Annotated in this window: 16 protein-coding genes and 2 pseudogenes; 7 read left to right on the top strand and 11 right to left on the bottom strand. The window is 50.0% G+C overall.

Annotated elements, in window-relative coordinates; genetic code table 11:
* Positions 1-246 precede the first annotated feature (246 nt).
* Positions 247-1,767, bottom strand: a complete 1,521-nt coding sequence (gene mqo, locus K331_RS0112860) for a malate dehydrogenase (quinone) (protein WP_028590616.1) — start codon at positions 1,765-1,767, stop codon at positions 247-249.
* A 275-nt stretch (positions 1,768-2,042) separates the two neighbouring features.
* Positions 2,043-4,679: an S-layer homology domain-containing protein gene (locus tag K331_RS0112855; RefSeq protein WP_036634833.1), complete on the bottom strand. Its 2,637-nt coding sequence runs from the start codon at positions 4,677-4,679 to the stop codon at positions 2,043-2,045.
* Between the two features lie 247 nt (positions 4,680-4,926).
* On the opposite strand from K331_RS0112855, the gene K331_RS0112850 reads away from it, so the two are divergent.
* Positions 4,927-7,260, top strand: coding sequence for an AraC family transcriptional regulator (locus tag K331_RS0112850; RefSeq protein WP_028590614.1), 2,334 nt, complete (start codon positions 4,927-4,929; stop codon positions 7,258-7,260).
* Between the two features lie 131 nt (positions 7,261-7,391).
* Positions 7,392-9,020: an extracellular solute-binding protein gene (locus K331_RS0112845; RefSeq protein WP_028590613.1), complete on the top strand. Its 1,629-nt coding sequence runs from the start codon at positions 7,392-7,394 to the stop codon at positions 9,018-9,020.
* Between the two features lie 32 nt (positions 9,021-9,052).
* Here the strand turns inward: K331_RS0112845 and K331_RS32485 are convergent, their stop codons facing one another.
* From K331_RS32485 to K331_RS0112835, 3 genes and pseudogenes are all read right to left on the bottom strand, one after another.
* On the bottom strand, positions 9,053-9,208 hold the full coding sequence (locus K331_RS32485) for a hypothetical protein (protein WP_211237337.1): 156 nt from the start codon (positions 9,206-9,208) through the stop codon (positions 9,053-9,055).
* Positions 9,209-9,225: 17 nt separating this feature from the next.
* A pseudogene (locus K331_RS29470) lies at positions 9,226-9,741 on the bottom strand (iron chelate uptake ABC transporter family permease subunit); the annotation flags it as partial.
* A 332-nt stretch (positions 9,742-10,073) separates the two neighbouring features.
* Positions 10,074-11,081 (bottom strand): aldo/keto reductase, encoded by a 1,008-nt coding sequence (locus K331_RS0112835; RefSeq protein WP_036634831.1) that lies wholly within the window; start codon positions 11,079-11,081, stop codon positions 10,074-10,076.
* Positions 11,082-11,190: 109 nt separating this feature from the next.
* On the opposite strand from K331_RS0112835, the gene pdxR reads away from it, so the two are divergent.
* Positions 11,191-12,600 carry a MocR-like pyridoxine biosynthesis transcription factor PdxR gene (gene pdxR / locus K331_RS0112830; protein WP_028590611.1) on the top strand — a complete coding sequence of 470 codons (1,410 nt, stop codon included), beginning with the start codon at positions 11,191-11,193 and terminating at the stop codon, positions 12,598-12,600.
* A 144-nt stretch (positions 12,601-12,744) separates the two neighbouring features.
* A pseudogene (locus K331_RS31905) lies at positions 12,745-12,873 on the top strand (DNA-binding protein); the annotation flags it as partial.
* Between the two features lie 192 nt (positions 12,874-13,065).
* Here the strand turns inward: K331_RS31905 and K331_RS0112820 are convergent.
* Entirely contained in the window at positions 13,066-13,611 is a 546-nt protein-coding gene (locus tag K331_RS0112820) for a glutathione peroxidase (RefSeq protein ID WP_028590610.1), read from the bottom strand.
* A 469-nt stretch (positions 13,612-14,080) separates the two neighbouring features.
* On the opposite strand from K331_RS0112820, the gene K331_RS0112815 reads away from it, so the two are divergent.
* Both K331_RS0112815 and K331_RS30990 read left to right on the top strand, forming a co-directional pair.
* Positions 14,081-14,557, top strand: a complete 477-nt coding sequence (locus tag K331_RS0112815; RefSeq protein WP_028590609.1) for an RNA polymerase sigma factor — start codon at positions 14,081-14,083, stop codon at positions 14,555-14,557.
* Between the two features lie 2 nt (positions 14,558-14,559).
* The gene (locus K331_RS30990) at positions 14,560-15,132 is read left to right on the top strand and encodes a hypothetical protein (protein ID WP_051289817.1); all 573 of its coding nucleotides are present in this window, start codon (positions 14,560-14,562) and stop codon (positions 15,130-15,132) included.
* A 130-nt stretch (positions 15,133-15,262) separates the two neighbouring features.
* Here the strand turns inward: K331_RS30990 and K331_RS0112805 are convergent, their stop codons facing one another.
* The 4 genes from K331_RS0112805 to K331_RS0112790 all read right to left on the bottom strand — a co-directional run bounded on the left by K331_RS0112805 (position 15,263) and on the right by K331_RS0112790 (position 20,073).
* Positions 15,263-15,880 carry an NUDIX hydrolase gene (locus K331_RS0112805; RefSeq protein ID WP_028590608.1) on the bottom strand — a complete coding sequence of 206 codons (618 nt, stop codon included), beginning with the start codon at positions 15,878-15,880 and terminating at the stop codon, positions 15,263-15,265.
* Between the two features lie 199 nt (positions 15,881-16,079).
* Positions 16,080-17,504: an L-arabinose isomerase gene (gene araA, locus K331_RS0112800; RefSeq protein ID WP_018883789.1), complete on the bottom strand. Its 1,425-nt coding sequence runs from the start codon at positions 17,502-17,504 to the stop codon at positions 16,080-16,082.
* Between the two features lie 255 nt (positions 17,505-17,759).
* The gene (locus K331_RS0112795) at positions 17,760-18,455 is read right to left on the bottom strand and encodes an L-ribulose-5-phosphate 4-epimerase (protein ID WP_028590607.1); all 696 of its coding nucleotides are present in this window, start codon (positions 18,453-18,455) and stop codon (positions 17,760-17,762) included.
* 1 nt (position 18,456) lies between these two features.
* The gene (locus K331_RS0112790; RefSeq protein ID WP_028590606.1) at positions 18,457-20,073 is read right to left on the bottom strand and encodes a xylulokinase; all 1,617 of its coding nucleotides are present in this window, start codon (positions 20,071-20,073) and stop codon (positions 18,457-18,459) included.
* Positions 20,074-20,382: 309 nt separating this feature from the next.
* On the opposite strand from K331_RS0112790, the gene K331_RS0112785 reads away from it, so the two are divergent.
* Entirely contained in the window at positions 20,383-21,474 is a 1,092-nt protein-coding gene (locus K331_RS0112785) for a GntR family transcriptional regulator (protein ID WP_028590605.1), read from the top strand.
* Positions 21,475-21,772: 298 nt separating this feature from the next.
* On the opposite strand, the gene K331_RS0112780 is transcribed toward K331_RS0112785, so the two are convergent.
* Positions 21,773-24,259, bottom strand: coding sequence for a TIM-barrel domain-containing protein (locus K331_RS0112780; protein WP_028590604.1), 2,487 nt, complete (start codon positions 24,257-24,259; stop codon positions 21,773-21,775).
* Between the last annotated feature and the right edge of the window lie 85 nt (positions 24,260-24,344).

Raw genomic sequence — 24,344 nt, 5'->3', positions numbered from 1 at the left:
AGGCAATGTCGCCCTTTCCGACATTTCATGCACCATACGGCAGGCAGCCGTGACGTAGGATGAGCACACCAACGTGACTAATTATTATCAGCATAATCGTCACTAACCGTTCTAGAACTGCTCGTCACTCCAACCATCATATCAATAATATTGAAGAAACAACAAAAAAGAGGGGCTCCCCCCTCCTTCATGCCACACCCTCTAATATGATGTGTATATCCACGCTCCCAATGGAGCATGATTTAATTAATTGCTGACCGCCTTCTTCTCCTCTTGCTCCCATGTTTCGTTGGTCAATGCCAGCGCACGATTGGTATTTCTGTGTATCTCCTGCAGAAGCTCCGGATTTTTGGACAAGGACACCCCATACGACGGGATCATCTCCTTGATCTTCGCTTCCCAGGCAGGTAGCTGCTGCGGGAAGCATTTCTGAATGACCTCCAGCATAACGGAGACTGCTGTTGATGCACCTGGCGAGGCTCCCAGCAGAGCAGCGATCGAGCCATCTGCTGCGCTGATGACCTCCGTACCGAATTGAAGCGTCCCGCGACCAGCTGGCGTATCCTTGATAATCTGTACCCGTTGGCCTGCGACGACCAGCTCCCAATCTTCACTTTTCGCATCAGGCACAAATTCACGCAGAGCTTCCATGCGTTGCTCCTTGGATAGCATGACTTGCCCGATGAGATACTTGGTCAACTGGAAGTTCTTCGCACCTGCTGCCAGCATCGTCACCAGATTATCGTGCTTGACAGAGGTGAGCAGATCCAGGATTGAGCCGAACTTCAGGAATTTGGGTGAGAATCCTGCAAAAGGCCCAAAGAACAATAGCTCCTTCTTATCGATCACTCGTGTATCCAGATGCGGTACAGACATTGGCGGTGCACCGACGGAGGCTTTTCCATAGACCTTGGCACGATGCTTGGCAACGATCTCCGGCTTCTTACATACCATGAAGAGCCCGCTGACCGGGAACCCTCCCACTCCTCTGCCTTCTGGAATACCCGATTTCTGGAGCAAATGCAGACTGCCGCCGCCGCCGCCGATGAAGACAAACCGGGCGGAGCGACGCTCTGTGACACCGCTTTCCAGATTTTTCACCTTCAACTCCCACAGGCCTTCCGCATTCCGTGTTATATCTTCGATCTGATGATTATAATGAATGTTCACGTTGCTCTGCTGCAGATGCTTGAATAGTATGCGCGTTAAAGCGCCAAAGTTAACATCTGTACCAGAGTCGATCTTGGTCGCTGCTAGCGGTCTGTTGCTTACCCGATTCTCCATCATTAGCGGAATCCACTCAGCCAGCTTGGCCGGGTCGTCTGTAAATTCCATGCCTTCGAACAACGGATTTTCTGAAAGCGCTTCAAAACGCTTCTTTAAAAAAATCACATCTTGTTCGCCCTGCACAAAGCTCATATGTGGTACGGGTACGATAAAGTCTCGCGGATCTGAAATCCGGTTGCTGCTCACAAGATATGACCAAAATTGCTTCGAAAATTGATACTCTTCATTGACCTTGATAGCCTTGCTTATATCAATAGATCCATCCGGTTGTTCTACGGTGTAATTCAGCTCACACAGCGAGGAATGGCCTGTACCGGCATTATTCCATTCGTTGGAGCTTTCTTCGCCTGCACTGGCTCGCCGTTCATACACGGATATTGACCATTCCGGCACTAATTCCTTTAGCAGTGCTCCCAGCGTTGCACTCATAATTCCGGCACCAATTAAAATAACGTCTGTGTTCAATTCTCGGTTACTCATTATACCGTCCTTCTCCCCTACAATTTGCAGGAAGGATGCTTGCGCTCCTGCTTAGTCGCCTAACAAATCCGTGTGTCACCTACTCACACACAACTTTCTGGATGATTTTGATATTAGTGTATCACTATTACTTAAAGATTTTAATAATTTTTCGAAATTTTTAAGAAAAATTGTATGGTAAAACCGTTAAATAAAGAAAGAACCATATCCCTCCCCGTAGCGGAGGGATATGGCCCTTCTCTCTAACTCATTCTCTCTAACTCATTTGGATATCATTACAGCCCTTCAATCAATGCACTAATAGAGCTATCCGTCTTCAGAGCACGGATTATGATCGTCAAGGCTTCGGCACGAGTAGCATGATTCTGAGGAACGAAGGTGGATGCGGACATCCCCTGCACCAGATTCGCAGACGATGCTTGCTGGATGGCTTGCGCTGCCCAGTAATTACTGCTCACGTCCGTGAAGCTGGATGGCGTACCTGTAGCCAATACCTCAAGATTCAGTACACGCGAAATGATCGTTACCATTTCAGCACGGGAGATGGTCGCATTCGGCTTGAAGCTGCCATCCTCGTATCCGTTCACAATGTCTTTCTCCGCCAGCGTTGCAATATAGCCTGCTGCCCAGTGAGCAGAGGTATCCTTGAAATCAGTGGAAGCCGAGCCTGCTGTCAGACCAAATGCGCGAGCCATCATGGCTACGAACTCCGCTCTCGTCACCGTGGCGTCAGGGCGGAAGGTACCATCACTGTATCCATCAACGACGCCCAGCTTGACCGCTGTTCCAACGGTATCACTACCCCAATGATTAGCTGTATCGTTGAATGATGTCGTTCTGTTGCTTGCCGCAGCAATAGCATCAGTGATCGCCTTCAGCACAGCTTGCCTTGTAATGACGTTCGACTGGAACGGGTTCACGCCGCTTGGCTGCTCGGATGGTGCACCATTATCCGCAGGTGTCGCAGGAGTCGTCCCGCCACTATTTGTTCCGCCAGTAGTTGTGCCACCGGTCGAGGTTCCTCCGTTGTTCGTTCCACCAGATGATCCACTTGTAGAGCCTGAGCCATCGGATGAGCTGTCAGAGCTTGACTTGGACGTGATGGAGAGCACAACCTTGTCTGTCTGATAGACGATCTTGGCATTATACTGACTTGGTACGCCAGTGATCGTTACGGTATCGAAGCTTCCTGTCCGCTCGTTAGCCCCATGTGTGATCAGGGTAATCGAGCCTCTGCCTGGCACATAGCCATCTGCGAATTTTACGTGCAGGGCCCCTGCCAGTTCGACTGTACCTTGGACATCGACTACGTCATCGGAACGAATCAGGTTCAGCTCCAAAGTACTGCCGGCTGTCTGTGTGAAGTTACCGCCAATCGTCATGGCACCATATACATTCTCTACAACGGTACCCCCATTATTGAATACATCACCGCTACCGAAGGCTGTTGCGGAGTCCCCTTCCAGGGTACCTGCATTAATCTGCGTACCACCGGAGTAAATATTGCTGCCTTGCAGCTTCAGGGTACCTGCCCCCTCCTTCGTCAGCTTGCCGACGCCGGAGATGTTATTGCGCCAGCGATCTTCTGCATGGAATCCACCTTGATAGGCATCCATCGTCACCGTTACATCGTTATGGAAGGCACCGTATCCGTCTGCCGCTGCAAACAGATTCAAGCGTCCCCAGCCCTCTGGATCATCCAGTAAAGGATAGCCTGATGGCAGTCCAGTAGTAGCCAGCACTGCACGGCGCTGTTCACCACTCAGGTAAGGCAGACGAGTCTCCAACAAGACCTCCGCGCCCTTAGGTACACTCACAGGCTTCGTAGTCGAAGTAATTTGTGGGAAATTGTAGGTCAGACGCTGGTTGAATTGCGCCTTGTTCTGCTCATAATTGGTAAAGCGATCTTCTGCGGTCCCTGTCTCGGTCAGCAAGATTTCGTGTGCCTGATCATAGGCTGCCTTCTTGAGCTCAGCATTGTCGGGATCATTCAGCGTAGCTGCAGCCAGCGCCGTTGCCAGGACACGCCCACCCATGACATCCAATGGGGAGTGCATCCCGGCTACAATACGGCTATCCCCCATCTCGGAAGCTCGGGTCAGCATCTCTTGATAGCGCTCAGGCACAGCATAGGCGAGTGACAGAGCCGCCAGATACGAAGCATTCGTATGACCACTCGGGAATCCTCCGTCCTTCGCTGGCGTCTGGCTGATCGCTGGCACCAGTGTAGGCACGATGATCGAAGTATCGTTAGCCCAACGGTATGGACGAGCATAGCTATAGTAATTTTTTGCTTGTTGAGTCGAAGCATAGTTACCGCGCAGCTTCCCGATCAGGTCAACCATCTTGCCCAGCTCGGAGTCGGAGTCTCCCGCCTTATTGGAGCCGTTGCCATCATTGTACTTGACCGATGTAGCATTCTCAGGAATGCTGTTAATCGTCGTATATGTTCCGGACTTCTCACGGTACACCTCAGTTAAAGACCCCAGACCCTCAACAGCACCATAGGACTGATTCCGGCGGTCATCGTAGTAGGCTCGTTCCTCATCTGCCGCACTACGGGTCTTAGACAAGTCGACCACATACTGAATGTTGGCATCCAGCACGCTGCTGTTCAGCTTCGTTCCGTTATTCCAGGAATCGCCTGGGGTCCACAGATCCAGGAAGCCTGACAGCATTCCAATGGCAGAGTTCGAATAGACCTCCATATTGACGGGGGTATTATTTTTGTACGTGTCTACAAAGTGCCCCCAAATGGGTGCTGCTGGCAGCTCGATCGAGGGTGGAGTCTGAGACTCGCCTGATGCAGCATAAGAAGGATGTAAGGCAACGCCATTAGACAGCAACATTAATCCCAACGTCACAGATACTAGCTTTCGAGTGGACTTCTTTTTCAATTTGTATGCTCCCATCTTTTTGGATATCGAACGATTCGACCCCAATCTAGCATCGGAGCTTGCTCTACAGCAATATAACAATTTCTCCTTTATATCAATTTGGGATGCTCTCACTAGTTTATGAAGATTTATGTAAAAAACAAGCAAATATCGTCTATAATGAAGGTGCTAATTTTACATTCCGTTAATGAAATTCGACAGTTTCTTGTGTATAAGCCCTTAAAGGTGTGGTGTATAATCGCAGCGGGAGGGAGAGTATATCTTGAAAAAGTGGAATTCCGTATTCGCCAATCTGGCATTTTCCTATATTTCTATTGTGCTTGTCATTGTACTGCTGCTCTGCTCTGTCTTCTATATATACTTCTCCAATAACTACAAGCAAGAATTACACGACAAGCATCAGATGATTCTTGAGAATACAGCTCATACAATTGAGACCGCCGTTCTGGAGCGAGTCCAGCAGATCTATCTGGATATCTCACTGAACAGGAACGCTGATGTGCGATGGTTCGCCGATTCATCCCTGGACAGCAACCTGAGCAGGGTCATTGATCTGCAGGAGCTGCTTAAGTCCAAAGTAGCCAGCAACTCGGACATCGTGCATGCTATTCATCTATATAATCCGAAGCAGAATATTCTGCTCTCTTCCATCTACGGGCTTGAATATCAAGCAGATCAAGGCAGCAGCTCTAGCGTGCTGTCCGATTGGGTCCAAGGTATGCGGAGCAACGAGCATAGCAGTCTATGGACGGGAGCTCGTCCTGTTCCTGTTGATGTTCTATCCGATATACCTGATAACCATGACGCTGGCTTGATCACCTATGCCCATAGCTACCCCTTTCAAGCCTCTGGCGAGAACGCCGACCTGATGATTGCTATTGATGTCAAAGAAAGCGCCATTAGCGGTATCATTCAGAATATGATGCCGTCTCCATATAGTAGCACGTTTATTGTGGATTCTTCCGGCACCAGTATATCCGGCCTGTCGCAGGAGGAGCCGACCCACGCTTACAGCTCTGACGCGACCAGTGCCCTCATATCCGCTGCGGAGAGCGGCAGCTTTCACAACATGGTCAATGACACCTCCTATGTAGTATCCTATGAGACGCTTCCATCCACAGGCTGGAAGATCATGAGTGCCATGCCTGCCAGTTCTTATTATGAGAAGACCATTGTCGTGCAGAAGCTGATTCTCGGTATCTGTCTGCTGGTCATTCTAATCGGTATTGCACTATCCGGCTTTCTGGCCAGAGCAAGCTACAGTCCGATCAAACGGCTGGTCGGCAAAATTAAGGATTCACTCGATCCTGCGACTGCGCAGGTCACGAATGAATTCAAGCTGATCGACACGGCCTTCCTTCGATTAAGCGATAAGGTCTCAAGCCTCGAAGAGACCCTGCTCGCGAGCAGCTCGGTCATTAAGCATAATACGATACTGACCTTGCTCCGCAACGGCTATTCCCGCGAGGAATGGTCGAATGAACGAAGTCACCTGCGTCTCCCGCATGATTTTCGCCATTATGCCTGTATAGTCGTGAACTCTGGAGAAGTGTTCGCCCGGCTAAGCTCCATCCATATGGAATATGTGGTACATGAAATGATCAAGCAGCTGGAGGAGGCTACCCTGTCGCATAGTCCTTCACAAAGCTATCCGCGAAGCCACATCATTGCCGAAGAGCTGCCTGACAAAAAGCTGGTGATCATACTGGGTGCCGAAGAAGCGAACGATCTGCTACTGGAGAAGCTGTCTGCATTTGTACTCACTGTAGGACGGCAGCAACTCAGTCTGGACTTTCAGCTCGCGTGGGGCTCCTGGGTGCAGGAGCTGACGGACATCCATGAGAGCTATAACAAGGCCCAAGTCTTGATGAAATACGGGTATTTCCTGCCGGAAATGCCGATTCTGCGGGATCATCATTTACTGGAGCGAGAGCATAGCCTGGAGGAGCTGCCACAGTCCATTCTCGTCCGCTTCCGTGAGAAGCTGCATGCCAGACAAGCGGATGAAGTCACAATCGTGCTTGACCAGCTCGTCGCCGCTATGCGCGAGGATAACTATCCTGCGGATTACTGTCATTTTATACTATCGAACACGGTGTTCACCGTCTCCGATTATATGAAGAATGTTCGGTACAGCCACCCTGAGCAAGGGAAGCTGGATTTGTACTATCAGTATATGGAGATTCAGAATATTCTGGAGTTCCGGAGTTGGCTCATGGATGTGGTTGCCGACTTCATGATGCAGATGGAAAAGCGCAACAGTGAACGTGCCGTCTCCAGCATTGAACTTGCGAGGGAATATATCCATAGCCACCTGGCAGAGGATCTATCACTTGAGGCGGTAGCTGCACAGGTGTATATCAGTCCAAAGTACCTGAGCAAGCTCTTCAAGGAAGAACTCGGTGTCACGTACACAAGCTATATAACCAACCAGCGTATGGAGCAGGCCAAAGCGCTGATTGAGACCACCGACATGACCGTCGAGCAGGTCGCTGCTACAGTAGGCTATGGCACAGCGGCTTATTTTATCAAAAAATTCAAGGAAATCCACGGCTGTACACCAGGCAATTACCTGCGTACTTTGAAGCAGACCTAACACAAGTAAAGCAGACATAGCACACGTAAAGCAGACGTAACGGACGTGAAGCTGACATCTTGTACATGAAAAGCATCTACCGCTGGCCTGCAGCCCACGAGTCCGAATAACGCATAGGAAGGTTCCACAGCATGCAAATGAAGAGATTACAGCGCTTCGGCGTTCTTGCCGCAGTCATATGGTTAGGCATCATTAGCGGCTGTGATTCGGTAGTGAGTTCCACTACAGACATAGACGAACCGCGGGCCTCCGTAGCCTCTGCTGCTCCTGAATTCCATATTTCCTGGACGATGCATCAGAATCTCCCCGTGCCGGAGGATGCCGAGATGGTTCGGTATGTCGAGAACAAATTCAATGTACGACTGGATATATGGAACCTTGAGAATAACCGCTATGAGTCACTTCTCGACATGAAGCTGGCACAAGGAGCCATTCCTGATCTGTTCAGGATAAGACAGCCGCAGGATCTTCTGAAGTATCAGCAGCAAGGCATGCTCGCAGAGATACCAAGGGACATGCTGGAGCAGAACGCCCCCAACCTCTTGAGGGCGATTCGTGAGCATGCTCCATCCTATGAGAACTATGGCACCATTGATGGCAAATATTACGGTATCCCTGTCGTGAATCCTACGAATATCTACCGGATTCCAGTGGTGTATCGCCAGGATTGGCTGGACACGCTTGGTCTGAAGATACCTGAGACGCTGGAGGAGTTCGAGAAGGTCATCTACGCCTTTGCGAATGGCGATCCCGACGGCAATGGCCTGAAAGATACCTACGGTCTATCGAGTGAAGGCATGAATGTCGTCTTTGGCGCCTTCGGTCAGATCGTCTTCGCAGATCAGCTGTATTTTGGTAAGAAGGATCAAGAGCTGGTCATCGGCGCTCTGGAGCCAGAGATGAAGGAGTCTCTGCAATACCTCCGCAAATGGTACCAGGATGGCATCATTGATCCCGAATTTATCACTGGTGAGAACAAGGGCGGCTACAAGCACCTCTCGCACGCCTTTATTCAGGGCAGAATCGGCATGACCTCCAAGGGTAATTATTATCATTGGGTCCAGCAGGGCGATTACAAGACCTTGCACTACCGCGAAGGGATGGCTGCGGAAGAGTCACCTGTAGAGGCAACCTTCAATGCTCGGGAGCTGCTCGCGAAGGAGCCCGACGCAAGAATTACCTTCGGTCAGCCCTTCACGGGACCCTATGAACAACGAGGCTCCAAGGCATACGATATGCTGATGAGCTTCACGGCTATCGGGGCCGATGCCGCCAAGGAGCCAGGCAAGATGGAGCGAATTCTGCAAATGCTGGATTACGTCAGTGCCAATCCCGATCTGGACGAATATACGTCCATGAATTATGGCGTCATGGGCAAGCATTGGGAATGGGCTGATGCCAACAGGAAGGATGTCATCGTCCTGCCGCCCTACAACAGCATGTTCAGCTATCAGAACAAGATCGGCGCCAATCTTGGCATGACGGTACCACGGATGCCTACAGACCGGGGCGCAGAGTGGGCCTCGACGCAGAAGCTTGACCGAGACGGTATCTACAATGCCTTGGAGATTGCCACTCCAGCCTTGAGCAGGTATGGGCCCGAGCTGATGAAGCTGAAGAACAAAGCCTACGTTGCCATCATCACGGGTGAGAAGCCCCTATCGTATTTTGACGAATTCGTTCATGAATTCATGGGTGCTGGGGGAGCCGAGGTGCTGCAGGAGGCCAATGATTGGTATCGTGAGCATACGGGACAATGAAATACGGATTTAACTAGTCGATACGCCCATACTCAACCTGGGGGAGTTACTATAAGTGCGGCTTGTTCTTGACCATTAGCGTCAGAATTTCCTTCCTTCTCTTTAACTTCCCTCACTTTTCCCTCAATGATGTTAAACGTGTAGTCACATAACAAATGAATATCTTCTTTGTTATGTGATGTCATCACGATTAGCTTACCTTCTGCGCGATACCCGAGGTTAACGAATGCAGCAATGCGGCGACCACTGTTCCAGCGAGCGTCAGCTTCATGGGGGTTAATCCGCCCGGAGTTCCTGCGCCAAGGAGGTAAATGAAGCCTGTACTGGCGAGTGCACCTAAGAAAGCCAGCAGCACCAGGATCGTGAACGGAAGATGGGGGAACAGCACAAAGCTAATCGCCACAACAAACATCGCTCCTGCGTTGATGCCTAACACGCCTACATCGGCTAGTGGATTACGGGTGACACCCTGCATTAAGGCTCCTGCCACAGCAAAAGCAGCTCCTACCAAGGCAGCGGCGATTACCCGGGGAAGTCGTACCTCTTGAATAATCTGATGCGCGGTTGAGCTGCGGTCATAGCTGAATACGGCCTCCCACACGTTACTGATCGTTAAATCCTTGGCTCTAAAAGAAATTGCCATGAACATGGAGCAACCGAGCAGCAACATAGCCAGAAGCAAGACGAGAGTGAACCGGAGGGGCTTCACGGTATCATTCATGGAGTAGGTATCACATCACTTTTCTCAATGATAATCATTTTCAATTAATTGATTTTAATCGAAACCTATGATCACGTCAATTATGCAATTTCATTCATATTCATACCTTTCTTTCCTGTTACTAGAAATCAAAGATTAATAATAGTCATAAGAATAATGGATTGTAGAGCTTAAGAAAGGTGGTAGACAGACGCAAGAAAAAAAACCGTCAGGGGAATTCGCCCTGACAGTGATTTTGAGTTTGGAGAATTTCCGTGATTTTGTAAACCTGCCCGTGCCCCCTTTTGGGCAACTGGATGCAGATGCCCCTTATGTACCGACTCCGTTAATATTTATTGTGTACTGTCTGCGGCCTGACTAAGCTGCTGCTGAATTTGCTCCATCTGTACTTTGGTTAATGGTCCAAACTCTGCCGCTTTTGCATTTTCCATCACCTGATTGATATTGCGAAATCCTGGTATGGGAAGGCTGGATTCACTTCTTGCCCACAACCAAGCCAGTGCTCCTTGTGTCAGAGAGCGGCCGTTAGAAGTTAGAATCTCACGGATATTATTCAATTGAGTGATCATTCTTGGCGAGGGGACGCCGTCCTTAAAATACGTCAACCAATCCAAATCATTTCTTCCGCGGATATCCTTCAAATCGGTTACGGTAACAGCATTCGAGTATTTTCCAGTAAGCAGGCCCATAGCAAGAGGTCCCCGGTTGATGCTTGCCAGCTGGTGTTCTTCACACAGGCTAATCATGTCGTCATTGTCCCGAAATATATTCATTTCATGTTGAATAGCCGTACAGTATGAGCTCTCCGCAAAAATACGAGCATGACCAGGCAGATCAGTAGACCAGCCGAAATAACGAATTTTTCCCTCAGCCACAAGCTCTTCAAGCACTCCCAAGACCTCCGGAGCCTGCTCCTCGGGGTAACTGCTTAGATGAAATTGATATAAATCAATATAATCCGTATTCAATCTTCTGAGGGATGATTCACAAGCCTGCTTGATATAATCCCGGCCAGCATTCTGGCCTGTCGCCTCCTTCGTCTCCTCATTCGTAACATTACCGAATTTAGTGGCAATTACCGCCTGGGATCTCCGTCCCTTTAATGCCTGTCCGATCACTCTCTCGCTGTGGCCTGCTCCGTAGTTATCCGCTGTATCGATCAAAGTGATGCCAGAGTCAAGCGCACAGTGAATCGCAGCAATAGAGTCCTCATCATTCACTTCTCCCCAGCCAAAGGACCTACCAGTATCTGCATCATGCCAAGGGCCACCTATGGCCCAACAGCCCATTCCTAATGCGCTCACTTCTATTCCGGATCTCCCCAATTGGCGTTTGAGCATGTTGTTCATCTCCTTTGTTCTTTCGTTCCTGTTCAGTATAATAAGAGAGAATAACAACCATAAGAGCCAATTACCGTCTATTTCTAGGAACCAATCGGGGGGATAAGAATTGTTTGGATTTAGCCCAGCAATAGGTACCGGATCCATAACGAAGCAGTTATATGGTTATTTGCGTGATCAAATTGAAAGCGGTTTGCTTCCTCCCGGGCTGAAGCTGCCTCCGACACGAAGGGCCGCTCAGGATATGGGGATTGCACGGAATATCGTGATCGAAGTCTACGAACAGTTAACCTCTGAGGGATATTTATGCACCCATATCGGCTCAGGGACATATATCGCTGAAGGTGCTCAAAACAAGCTCCTACCGCAGTTGGAACATGAAGCTTTACAAGCTGCCCCGGGAGATGCATTCAAAGAGATTAACTTTGACGCAGGCACCCCTGATTTGCGTTATTTCCCTCGGAAGCTTTGGAGCAAGTATACTCGGGAAATCATGAGCTATGAGATGGACAACGTCCTCGATTACGGTGATTGCCGGGGTCACAAAACACTCCGTGAGGCCATCACACGCTATGTATACCGTGCCAAGGGCATCCGCTGCAGTCCAGACGATATCATCATCACTTCCGGAACTTCGAACAGCTTCCTGCTTCTGGCATCCGCCCTCTCTGGCCAATTTCAAACGGCATATATCGAAGATCCCACGATCGGGTTTACCAGCGATATTTTCGGCCGCTTGAAGTATAACCTTTATCCAGTTCCTGTAGACAATGAAGGTATGGTATTGAAGCATATTCCCCGGACATCACCAGCAGGACTCATCATTGTCACCCCTTCCCACCAATATCCGACTGGTAGCGTTCTTTCCATGCAACGAAGGCGGGAGGCAGTAAAATTGGCCGAAGCGTCAGGACATTACATTGTGGAAGACGATTATGATAGTGAGTTTCGCCATAAGGGATCCCCCATTCCGCCCCTGCAGATCCTGGCTCCCTCCCGGGTGATTTATGCCGGAACGTTCAGCAAAACCTTATCACCAACCCTGCGTATCGGCTTTTTGATCGTACCACCAAGCCTCATTGACCAAGTACTTCAGACCAAGTTTGATATGAATTTGGCATCATCCAATCTAACCCAGTCTGCACTTGCACGTTTCATGATGGATGGGCATTTCGAAAGACATATCCACAAAATGAAGGCACTTTACAGAAAAAAACGCATCTTTCTGGAAGGCAGGCTCCGACTATTATTCAAGGAGGAAGCTTGTACTATGGGCGTTGACACAGGCATGCACATACAGATTCTATTTCGCCCCGAGATATTCGGGGGAACAGATTGGAAGCAGCTTGAAGCATACGGCGTACGGCTTGGCACTTTTGAAGATTATGCAAGACTGAAAGGCAACCACCCTGGAAGACTGGTTATGGGTTACGGGAATCTTACTTTAGAAGAGATTGACGAGGGATTGCAAAGACTTCACAGATTTATTAAGACGGTCAAGGATGGCCAAAAAGGATAAATCACGTAATGCATGATGCTACCGTGTCTCTCGCAGCCTTGGGTGAACTGAAGATAAGTTTTTTGTGCTGGCTCTGCCCATGTAACTGGACTACAGAGCTTACAATATTCATATGAAGACTGAACAGCAAGGAGGGTGATCTATATGAAAATACATCGTCCTGCATCCACGCTTGGCGAATTCATCAAGTCGCGCAGGGAACGGCTGCGGCCCAGAGAAGCAGGCATTGAACCGCTGCCGGGGCGCAGACGCACGCCGGGGCTGCGGCGAGAGGGAAACGAAATTCAATGATTTGCCTGTGTACTGCATGTTCTATCAGAAGGACGGCTCGCACGGCGATGATTCCAGGATGCTGCCTTGTTTGTGATACTTCATTAATGAATCTATGGACAAAAATGAATTCATCGGCAAAATTTTAGGGCACCCGGTTGGGTGCCCTAAGCAGTGGGACGGAGCAAAATAATGCTAAAGCAATGATTGGATGACCGGTTCAATATCCATGATTTCCATGGTCGTTTCGAACCGAGCTTGTACATGTCCATGCCGATCAATCACAAATTTGGAGAAGTTCCACTTAACCCCATCCCCGGCGTAGATGTCCGGGTACTTATTTTGCAGAAAATTATCCATCCATTGACCGTTCGAAGTCTGAAGATCAAAGCCTTGAAATGGTGCTTGCTGCGTTAAATATTGAAATAATGGATGGGCACTCTGTCCTCTCACTTCTATTTTCTCGAACAACGGGAACGTCACCCCAAAATTGCCCCTACAATATTGCTCCACTTCAGCGTTACTGCCCGGCTCTTTATCGTTGAATTGGTTACAGGGAAAGGCGAGTATTTCTAGCCCCTGCTCCCTGTAGCTATCGTAAAGCTGCTGAATATCAGCGAATTGACGGGAATAGCTGCACTGGCTTGCCGTATTGACGATAACTAGAATTTTGCCCTGATAAGCAGATAATGGAACTGAGCTGCCATCGATCGTGTTCACTTGATAATGATATATCGACATTTCATCCTACCTCCTCTGAATTTCTTGCTGATCATGAATTCAATGGAACGACCAGTACTCTATACTGGTATCATAAATGCCAAGCGTTTATTGTTCTAATATATAATTCAAATCGCTTTCATAGGTATAACCAATAAATGAACAACCCACGGCGCTTCCAATAAAGAACAATACTTAATTAGCTAATTATAGAATCGTTCGGATTGCCGACTGCGGGACATGCGGCGAGAAGGCGTCCGCAACATTCCGCTAGGCAATTCCCTGTCACCATTAAACTAAGAGAAAGATACCAGGAATGGTGGGGACCCATCACGCCCAAGGGGATTGCATTGGGGCTGCTCGATCAACACATTTGGGCTCGAGACCCCGAGCAGCGCGAAAAAGGGAAAACAGACCGTCAAATTTTTTTGAAATAGCGTGAAAAAATAAAGGCCGTTCAGTTGTATTCATAGTGAAAGGGGGACATGAAGTGCACGAATCATCTGAGCTCAATGAATCCGTTCGCCAAGCCATCATCAACTATTCGGACAATCTGATCAAGATCGCATTCGCCTATCTCAAAAACGTTGCCGACGCGGAAGAAGTCGCGCAGGATGTATTCCTGGCTTATCTTCAGACTGCTCCCGACTTCATGAGCAGCGAACATGAGAAGGCATGGTTGATCAGAACGGCGATCAATAAAAGCAAAAATATGCTGAAAACGGGTTGGTTCCGCAGCAGAACTCCCCTTCCAGACAACCTGACTTATCTCCCCAGGGAAGAATATGCGGTCCTGCAGGCAGTATTGTCCCTGGACCCAAAATATCGGATTCCGATTCACTTGCATTATTACGAAGGCTACTCCCTGGAGGAAATCGCGGAAATTCTTCATGCCAAACCCGCTACCGTAGGGACATGGCTTGCGCGCGGGCGTAAACAGCTAAAAGGAACGATAGGAGGTTTATGAGCATGCAGAAGCCAAGCTACAAAGACGTCCTTTCCAAATTGAAGACAAGCGAAGATTTTCAAGAGCAGACGCTGAAACGACTGGGGCTTGAGGGTGACCCATACCAAGCACGTACACAAAAAGGAGAGAATCATATGAACACTTCCAATACAACAAGTGCCAATAAGAAAAACAAACTGAAGGTTTGGAAGGTAGGCATCGCAGCTTGCGCCGTGTTGACGGTAGGTGTCCTTGCGCTTAATCAGAACGATAGCGGCACAGCTCCCGGACCGGGCACGAACAACGGCGTTGTCGACAACAATAAGCCTGCGCCGCCAACAACCGCGAAGCAGGTCACTAACATTGACGGCATCATCGAGGAAGTAAGCGCCGACGGCAAGAGCTTCCGGATCGGCGAACTGTGGGTAACCGTAACGGATACTACGGAATACGGCATTACAGGCCCAACGGCGCCGGATCCGTCGGAGCAACTGGTGAGCAAGGAGTTCAAGGTAGGCAACGCCGTATCAGGGTTTACCTCAGAGGATGTGACGAGCGGCAAGGTAACGGCTGAGCGGATTTACAACAACTTTTAATAGCTAGATGAAGTAACTAAGAAGGCAAGCAGCCCGCTGGCAACAGCGGGCCTTTCACTTCACACTAAAGCGTGACGATACCGAGCTCGATTGCTGCTGCAACGGCTTGAGAAAGGGAATAGACACCCCGCTACCTTATAATCTCTATAAAATGCTTTAGAATCCTGGCCGTTAAGCCCCAGATGGTGTAGCTCTGGTAATCATAGAACCACTCTTCAATGGGCCGAGTTCTCCACTGGTAGTTGGCCCCATTCATGATCTTGTCGTAAGGAAAATCGGGTGCGGGCACAGGCTCTACAGCCACCTCATGCATATAAGGCTCGTAGCTTAATAGCCACTGGAGCGGCACGGTAAACACCTCCTCCACCTCATTTCTATTGTACGCATGAATGATCTGGTCGTAATCCACCTTCGCTACGAAAGGATAGACCACGAAGGATGGTGAAGCCACATACGGACTTAACGGTCCTACAATCTGCACCGACTCGGGATCAATACCCAGCTCCTCATGAGTCTCTCGCAAAGCTGCTGCGAGCGGTGATGCATCGGTCGCATCAATGCGCCCCCCAGGGAAGCTGATATCACCCGGCTGTTTTCGCATCGTATAGGAGCGGACCTCGAACAGAACATGCCATTCCCCATCCACTTGAACCAATGGAATCATTACCGCACAGCGAAATGCCGTGGATTCCCCGATAAATAAAGACTGATGCTGAGCTAACTGGTTCTTTAGTGTATCCAGGAACATGGAATCCCCCGCTCTCTGAGTGAAGTATTTCGAAATGTAGTATTGTAGTATATTGTACCACTTCACATAGTGGCAACGGGTAGATTCCAGAAATCCGCCCCTGAACAGAAAAAAGAACCGCAACCTCGGCCGTTGGCTAATACCAACAGCGTTCGGTGACGGTTCTCATTATGATGCTCCTAAGGATGATTCCTTTTTATTACTTAATGATGACATACTCCAGGTTCACCAGCTTGGCATAGGTCACGATCTGATCTGTCGTCAGATTCAGGGAGACCACGGTATGATGCCCGCCGCCATTCTCGATCCAGGCTTTTACGCCGTCCTGGAAGTTCGGCTTGACCTCCCAGAGCACACGAGCTACAGGGAGCTTGGGAGCCGGTACAGTCGGCTCGAAAGCGGTAACCTCGTTGATGAGGAGCTTGTAATGTGTGCCAAAGTCCGCCATGGACACCACGACACCGTCTCCAGCCTTACCATCAAAGACCAGACGAGCTGGATCCTCGCGATCGCCAATGCCTAGTGGAGACACGACAATCTTAGGCTTGCTGCTAGCCAGTGACGGGTCTACCTCCAGCATATGGGACTGTAGGATGGCTTCCTGACCCGCTGCCAGCTCATAGGTGTAATCCTCCATGAACCCTGTGGATTCATTGTGGCTCATGACCTTGAGCAGACGATCCAAGGCGGCCGTCTTCCAATCTCCTTCGCCCGCGAAGCCATACCCCTGTGCCATCAGGCGCTGCACAGCCAGACCAGGAAGCTGCTTCATGCCATGCAGATCCTCAAAGTTCGTAGTAAAGGCGTTGTAGCCACCTGCGTCCAGGAAGCGTTTGATGGCAATCTCGTATCTGGCTTGTACTTTTACACTAGCTTCCCAGGATTCCTTGCTGTTGGTGCCATAATCAAATTCATACAGCTCTGCATATTCTGCGAACAATGCGTCGACTTCCTCGTCCTTCACAGCGTTCACGACCTGCACGAGGTCTCCAATGCCAAAGTAGTCTACGGTCCACCCGAATTGAATCTGGGCCTCTACTTTGTCGCCTTCGGTTACGCCGACATTACGCATATTGTCCCCGAAGCGGGCTACCTTGATGCTGAAGCTCTCGTTGTATGCTACAGCTACGTCCATCCAATCTGCAATTTGCTGTTGTACTTCTGGGCGCTCCCAGTAACCTACGACGATTTTATTCTGCTTGCGCAGGCGGGCATTGATAAACCCATATTCACGGTCTCCATGGGCAGCCTGATTCAGGTTCATGAAGTCCATGTCAATGGTGGCCCAAGGAATGCTCTCATTGTATTGCGTAGCCAGGTGGAGCAAAGGCTTCTGCAGCAGCTTGGTTCCGCGAATCCACATTTTTGCTGGGGAGAAGGTGTGCATCCAGGTGATGACTCCAGCTACCTCATCGCGATAATTGACTTCCTTCATAATCGTCGTAATCTTGTCTGCGCTGACCGCCAGATCTTGCAACACAAGTGGATAAGGCAGGATGCCGCTTTGATTCAACGCATCTGTCATCTCCTGCGCATGTGCCTTAACCTCCGCCAATGCCTCTTCCCCGTATAAATGCTGGGAGCCTACCACGAACCAGAATTCCTTTTTCACTGCGGTTGTCATGGTCATTCTACCTCTTTTCTTAGGATATGGACTCAATATTTAGAATGTAGTAACTTGATCGGATTAAATGTGGCGAGTGTAGAGTCGCTACAAGCGGGGAGCCCGGTCGACAGCTGTTAAGCTTGTTGTTCTTTCATCTAAGATGAATAACGGTTGAACAGCCATCTTAAAGGCGGACACTTTCGTTTCTCTAGGGCTTCCCCGCTTTCCGCTAACGACGATGCTCGTAAGATCATTCACCCCGACTGGTTGCAGCTACTTCTGCCCGTAATAGGCATCCTTGCCGTGCTTGCGCAAATAGTGCTTATCCAATATGCGCTGCGGCAGCTCCGGTGCAAAATGGTTCAGCTGGCGAGCGAACAGGTTCGTCTTCGCCACTTCCTCCAGCACCACGCTGTTCATGACCGCTGACTTGGCATCCTTGCCCCAGGTAAATGGCCCGTGACCTTGCAGCAAAATGCCGGGCACGGCCAGAATATCCAATCCACGCTCCTCAAATGTCTCGATGATCACCCGGCCTGTCTCTGCCTCGTAGCCACGGTCTACCTCTTCCTGGGTCAGGAAGCGTGCACATGGTACGGAGCCGTAGAAGGTATCAGCGTGCGTCGTTCCCATGACAGGTACATCCAGCCCCGCCTGTGCCCAGGCAGTCGCCCAGGTGGAGTGCGTATGCACGATGCCACCTATCTCAGCATAATGCTTATACAGCACGGCGTGTGTCGCTGTATCGGATGAAGGTCTCATATCTCCTTCGACGACCTGGCCGTCCAGATCGACCACGACCATGTCACTGGGCTTCATGTTCTCATAAGACACGCCGCTGGGCTTGATCACGAACAGACCGCTTTCACGATCCATAGCGCTCACATTGCCCCAGGTATATTTGATGAGCCCTTGCTTGGGTAGCTCCAGATTCGCTTGGTATACTTCCTCTTTCAGTTGCTCCAACATGTTAGTTCACTCCATTCTCCAGAAAATGGTCAACTGCTGCCTGCTCAATGGCAAGACCTTGCTTATACCGCTCGATGAACAGCTCGAAGCCCTTCACATCCGAGGCATCTGGAGCCATCTCCTGTGCGTCGGCATTCTTGAAGACCTGCTCATCAAGGAAGTCCTCCAGACTCTCCTGCTGCTCCTTGTTCGCCATATAGGAAGCCAGAATGGCCATGCCCCATGCACCGCCTTCTCCAGCCGTTGCCATCACGGAGATGGGCACGTTCATGGCCGCTGCCACCATTTTTTGCCCCACGACAGGGGTCTTGAACAGACCGCCATGAGCGAGAATGCCATCAATAGACACATGCTCCTCCTTGGTCAATATGTCCATTCCAAGCTTCAAAGCACCAAAGGCTGCAAATAGATGCGTTCTCATGAAGTTAGCGAGATTGAATCTGCTCTCTGGTGAACGGACGAACAGTGGCCGCCCCTGCTCCAGACCTGTAATATTCTCGCCCGAATAATAGCCATAGCTCAGCAAGCCACCACCGTCCGGGTCAGCCTCCAGTGCTTTATTCAGCAGTACACCGAACAATTGGTTCGGGTCGGCCTTCACACCCATCGCCTCGGAGAACTCACGGAATAGACCCAGCCACGCATTAAGATCACTGGAGCAGTTGTTGGCATGTACCATGGCGACAGGGCTGCCGCTCGGCGTTGTGACCAGATCAATCTCTGGATAGACCTTGGATAGCTCCTTCTCCAGCACGATCATGGCGAACACAGAAGTCCCCACCGAGACGTTCCCGGTGCGCTTCCGCACACTATTCGTCGCCACCATCCCTGTCCCGGCATCCCCCTCCGGTGGACAGAGCGGAATGCCCGGCTGCAATTGCTGTGATACATCCAGCATGCGGGCCCCAGCTTCACTGAGTACTCCCGCCTGCTCCCCTGCACCGTATACTTGGGGAAGGATCTCCTTCAGCTTCCATGAGTAACCCTTGGCGGCGACTAGCTCATCGAACTGCTCGATCATCACAGCATGGTAATCCTGCGTGGCTTCATCAATCGGGAATATACCCGAGCCGTCCCCGATACCAATAGCCTTATTGCCTGTCAACAGCCAGTGAATGAACCCAGCTAATGTCGTTATAAAATCAATGCGAGGCACATGCTGTTCCTCGTTCAGCATAGCCTGATAGAGATGCGCGATGCTCCAGCGTTCAGGGATATTGAATTGGAATCGCTCGGTCAGCTCCTTGGCAGCGGCGCCAGTTGTCGCATTACGCCACGTCCGAAATGGAACCAGCATCTCCCCTGTGCTGTCAAATGCCATATATCCATGCATCATGGCCGAGAAGCCTATCGAGCCTATCTTTTGAAGAGGGACTCCATACGTCCGCTCCACTTCTTCCTTCATCTCACGGTAAGCTTCCTGCATACCTGTAATAATATCCGTCAAGTTGTACGTCCAATAACCATCCTTCAGGAGGTTCTCCCACTCATAGCTGCCTGATGCGATCGTCTCAAAGCGACGATCAATCAGCACGGCTTTGATGCGGGTGGAACCGAATTCGATCCCAAGGGACGTGTCTCCCCCGGTAACCGCTTGTTGAATCTGCTCATGATTCATGCTCACGTTGGTCCCCTCTCTGATACGGTATGAATAGCCTAATAATCGAAAGAAGGCGCTTTCCTTCACTTACAGCCTTAGTATATTTTTTTGTACGTACATTTGTCAATTGTCATTATTATATATACACACAACTATAGATAGGTTGTTATGAATCCTGTGCGAATCAGTCTATGTTCAGTATCTTTCTTTGTATGTACAAGCTGGCGAACGGTTTGAATAATCTCTATATCATGCTAAAATATGTCCACACAAATAATTCAGAAGCGTGAATTCGTATGCGAACAACTATGGAAGAAGTGAGTGAAATTGAAGCCAAAATATCAGGTGATCATTGACGATATCAAAAGCAACATTCTGTCCGGGGTCTACAATGTAGGCGAACAAATCCCCACAGAATCCGCTTTGCAGGATACATATCAGGTGAGCCGTCAGACGGTTCGCAAAGCTATATTGGAATTATCAAATGAGGGATTCTTGAGAAGCGAGAAGGGCTCTGGCACGTATGTTAGCCACCAATATCGGGCCAAGGCCAGCGGGAATACGGGTAACAAGACGATCGGTGTCATTACGACGTACATCTCTGACTATATCTTTCCGTCTATTATTCGCGGGATTGAAGGGCGACTGAATGAGGATAATTATTCATTGCTGCTAGCCAGCACCAATAATGACGTGGCTCAGGAGAAGAAGGCCCTGGAAATGATGCTGTCCTTCGGCGTGGACGGCTTGATCGTAGAGCCTACGAAGAGCAATCTGTTCAATCCTAATATCGCCTACTACCTCTCCTTCAAAGAGCAGGATGTCCCCTTCATCATGATTAATGCTTACTATGAAGAGCTGGAGGTTCCCTTCTTCTGCCTGGATGATGTGCAGTCCAGCTATCTGGCCACCAAGGAACTAATCTCCAAGGGCCACACCCAGATTGGAATCATCTCCAAGATGGACGACCTGCAAGGCAAGTATCGAATGAAGGGCTACATCAAAGCGCTTGGTGAAGCCAAATTGCGCTTCCACCCGGAGCAAGTCCTCTCCTTCAATACCGAGACGAAGCAGGACCTCTCCACCAGCCTGAAGGCCTTCCTGCAGGAGAATCGAGACGTCTTGACGGCTGTGGTCTGCTATAACGATGAGGTAGGGCTCGAAGTAGTGAATGTATGCCGTCAGCTGAATATATCCATCCCGGATGAGTTATCCATTATCGGGCAGGACAATTCCTATATCGCCAAGAATGCGAATATCCGACTTACCACCCTGACCCACCCTCAGGAGCAGATGGGGCGCGATGCTGCAGACTGGGTGATTAAGAAGTTGCAGGGTAAGAAGGATCTGCAGAACAGTACCTACTACACACCTGTACTGATCGAAGGGGAGACGGTGAAGGGGATTACAGAGGAATGATATAGAGGATTGATACAAAGGATTGATACAGAAGAGAGACCGGTCAGTGTATGATCCGGTCTCCGTCATGCCTAATGCTCTGGGAGCGTAGTGGTGAGCGGAAAGCGGGAAAGTCCTAAAGAAACGAAGTTGAAAGCTTTTTGCAAAAAAGCTGCTTCGGAAGCATAGACTCCGCCTTTTAAGCTTGCCGTTCATCTGCTTAATATTCGTCCAAAAGAACAGCGAGCGTAACAGTGGTCGACAGGGCTCCCCGCTTGCAGCGGCCCTATACTCACAGTTGATCCCGGCAAGATACTGTTTAAATCGAAATCAGATCCTTTACATCGAAGTTCATACGAATGTCATAGTCCTCGTGCGGATTGTCATATTTCATGATGGCTGCCTTCTGCTCCATATCATAGAACCAGCCCTCGGCCGAAGCCTCCCATTGCTCTCTCCTAAGGAACATCGGGAGCTTCATGCCCTTCAGGTTAATTTGAACAGGGGCTACCTCTCTGCATAGCACCTCGACCACCATCGTCTGCACGGTGGTGCGATAGTCCCCCTCATGCATGAACGAGATTCGAGTGTCCTTGTCCTTCTTGATGCGGATTGTTGTCTTCGCATAGTCTCCCTGCTTATAACGGTTACTGCTTCCATCGTCATCGTACCAAACAAAGCTGGCCTCCTCCGATGGCTCCACCAGCAGATGCAGATGCTCGACCCGATCCTGATGGATATTCATCAGCCCCGGAGCCATGGGAATGATGCCGCCACTTCGGATGAACATCGGAATAGACTCCAGCGTAACATTGAGCTGAACTGTCTGCCCGCCAGCGTATCTTGTCCGTGTATTCCACTCAACCCACTCCGTCCCCTTCGGCAAGTATACCTCCCTTGTACAAGCGCCTTGCTCCAGCACATTTGCAACCAGCAGCGAGGTACCCACCATGAAGTCGAAGCTCTCGCCATACACCCGATCATCATCCTGAAACTCGTACACAAGCGGTCTCATTATCGGTGTCCCCTCTGTTGATGCTTCGAACAGCAGGGAGTAGAAGTAAGGTACGAGTTGGTATCTGAGCTGAATCGCTTCTCGAATATAAGGTGTGTAGGCCGGATACATCCACGGCTCTGTCACCGTATTATCTGTGTTGCATGAGTGAATGGAGAACCTGGGCTGGAAGATTCCATTCTGTACCCACCGTACGAACAATTCCGGATCAGGAGCCGGACCAAAAAAACCACCGATGTCACAGCCCTGATTGGCAACGCCGGATAGCCCCAAGCCGAGAATAACGGGAATGTTGAACTTCAAGCTCTTCCAGCTGGTGTTATTGTCCCCTGCCCAGGTCTGTGCATACCGCTGAATACCGGCGAATCCAGCCCGGTTAACGATATATGGGCGAACGGCGGGAGCGGCCTCATCCATGGCCTCATACGCCATCTGTGCCATCAGATTCGGCATAATAGGACGCAAGCCTGCAATCGGCTTCGGATCTCCTTCGACATGGCATAATGCCTGCGAATCATTGATTTCATACTCATTGTTGTCGTTCCAGATAGAGGTGACCCCGAGCGACAGCAAGGACTCCTGCAAATGCTTCTTCCACAGGGCTCTACCCTGCGGATTCGTAAAGTCTACGAACGAGGCCGGCCCACCCCAGAATCGGTCCATGTGTGACTGCTCGCCTGCCGGATCTTGAATATAGGCACCAGCCTCATCGAATTCCTTGTACAGCGGATTCGTCGCCAGCATGCCCGGCTTGATGTTCGGAGCCAGCGCTGCGCCCTTCTTCTTCATCTCCTCAACGAATCGCTTCGGATCGGGGAAGCGATCATGATTCCAGTGAAGCACATGCCGCTTCCCATCAGACCCGGTCGTATATCCCGAGGACAGGAAGAAGCCGTCGCAAGGAATTCCTTCTTCCTTACATTTATCCAAGAAGCCCAGAATGGCCTGGTCTGAATCCTGCTCCAGCTCCGTGTAATACATGGTGGACCCCATATACCCAAGTGAGTATTTGGCAGGGAGCACCGTTTTCCCGGTGAGGTCCGTATAATGCCTTACTACATCACGAATATGAGGACCATGAATGAAGAACACGTCCAGTTCGCCACCATCGGCGCAAAAATAGGAGTATTTATTCCAGTAGCCGCTCCGCTCGCACCCCATGTCGAAGACGGAGTCATGCGAATTGTGGTAGAACAGCCCACTGGCTGTGCGGCTGCTGCCACTCCATTTGATATAGAACGGAATATGCTTGTATAAGGGGTCTGTATGCTCCGAGTCATACCCAATCGTGTCCACGTTGTGCATCCTCATACGGCGATGCTTCTTGTTCAGGTATCCTGCCTTTTCACCGAAGCCATAATAATAATCCTGATCGTCCAGGCAAGTATAATGATAGAGTCTACCCTGCATATCACGAACATAGGATCTTTCCTTCAGATCGGCGTGCAGCAGGTTCCCGTCTGTATCCCTGATCTCTATGGCGAACGGTTCCTTGTAGATGCGTATACGCAATGTCCGTGTGGACAAGAGGAGGTGGGTGCCCTCATCGTCGTACTGTACAGGGAGAGCTTCTATTGTTCTACGGTCAGGGACCACGGAATCGAGTTTGTCCTCCCAAGCAGTCATCGCCAGCGCGTAGGAGGCCTCGTCGGGAAAATCCTCCTCGAACGTGCAGCGAATTCTCACGATATCATCCGTTAGCAGCATCACCCGGAATGTGGCAGCATTCGTGACCAAATCGAGATGACGGGCGCTGTTTTCTACATTTATAAGCTTCGTACTTATCTTCATCCGCTGTTGCCCCTCACTGTTATAATTTTGAATACACAGACAGACCACTACGTACTTATCCCCTCTGCGGGGTAAAGGAAGGGCG

The sequence above is a fragment of the Paenibacillus massiliensis subsp. panacisoli DSM 21345 genome, from assembly GCF_000426545.1.
In the GTDB taxonomy this organism is placed as follows: domain Bacteria; phylum Bacillota; class Bacilli; order Paenibacillales; family Paenibacillaceae; genus Paenibacillus; species Paenibacillus panacisoli.
Note: the sequence above shows the minus strand (reverse complement) of the source record. Positions and strands in the feature narration are given on the sequence as shown.